The following is a 1354-nucleotide window of genomic DNA, read 5'->3' as shown; positions in this document are numbered from 1 at the left end:
AAGTTTCCTTAAAGGTTCGATTAAGACGCTCTATCATTTGTTTAAATGGACGAAATTCTTTGGAGACCTCGTCATCATTGGTAAGACCAATGACTTGAGTAATATCAAAGGTAAGTGGATTTTCTTGTTTCAGAGAAAATTGCTGAGCAGCTAGAGGATAAGCACTGTAGCCATCAGCGATAAATTTAAATTTCTCAGATAAAGATTTTATGTTGCCAAATGCCATGCGCATAGCAAGAATGCAAGGACCTACAGAACGGTTGTCAGATACCTGATAACCTATGATAGATCTTGAAACAGCATCCATGATGAACCAAATATAGCCTTTGACACCTTTAACCTTAATGTAGGTCTCATCGGCAACGAAAGTATCAGATTTTTTGTAGTTGTAATTGTCTACAAGAGGTTTAATAACAACTGCAGCAGTCTTACAATAGTTTGCAACCATGGTGTGTGAAACCTTAATATTATATAGGTCTTCTAAAGCTTGTGAAGTCTTACGAAGTGAAAGTCCTAGATTAACGTGGAGAGTAAGGCAAAGCGACATAATATGAGCATTATGTTTGTTAAATTTCAAAGAAGAAGCATTTTTAGGTAAAGAGTTTAAATCCATAGCAAAAAAATCCACAGTAAATTCACGGTAGATATAGCGTAGTTTGTGCTTGTATTTCTCGTTATTTTTGAGAACCTCTGAATCCACAGATTTTAGGTTCTTCAAGTAATAGGAGCAGCTATCGTTGACGCATTTGTGAACAATGAAGAAAGAGCGATGCTTTTTAGGAGAAAGAGCATGTCCGCAATATGGGCATTTAAGCTTAAGAGGCTTAGTGGCATGCTTTCCTGTAATAAAGGTCTGACCGCAGACCTTGCATTGAAACTGACCTTTTCCGCCATTGTTATCGTAAATATAATGGTGAGGCGCACCGCATACAGGGCAAATAGTATCAACAGAAATAGACTTACCATTGCGTCGTTGGACAGTCTTAAGGGGTTTCCCATGTTCAAGCTCATAATCAGTTAGAAGCTTGCGCCAGTCTTTTTTCTCGAACTTTACAACTATGGGAAGGATATCAGTTTTGAATTTTTGATATTTAGGTGAATGAGTCTCATCATGAGCCAATTGCTTAAGCGGAATATATTTTGAAATAAAGAGAACTAGCCAACAAATTTGTTGATATTGGTATTGAATTATCTGAAGTAAATAAGTTATAATTGAATCCAAGACAATGACATCCTTTCGTGTTATTTTTTGTTTTAGCTGATTCAATTATAACAGAAAAAAGGGGGTCATTGTTTTTTATTTCTAAAAAACTTTGTAACCCTTGATATATAAAGAAAAAAATTTAAAAGGGGT

The 1354-nt window shown here is 35.6% G+C and carries 1 protein-coding gene; it reads right to left on the bottom strand.

Annotated features, from left to right (window positions below):
* A partial coding sequence (locus Q428_RS14035) for a DDE-type integrase/transposase/recombinase (RefSeq protein ID WP_035382033.1) occupies positions 1-1222 on the bottom strand: 1222 nt, incomplete at its 3' end.
* Positions 1223-1354: the final 132 nt, after the last annotated feature.

Origin of the sequence: Fervidicella metallireducens AeB, from assembly GCF_000601455.1 — a bacterium.
GTDB lineage: Bacteria > Bacillota > Clostridia > Clostridiales > Caloramatoraceae > Fervidicella > Fervidicella metallireducens.
The sequence above is the reverse complement of the archived record's forward strand: the minus strand, read 5'-3'. Positions and strand labels throughout refer to the sequence as shown.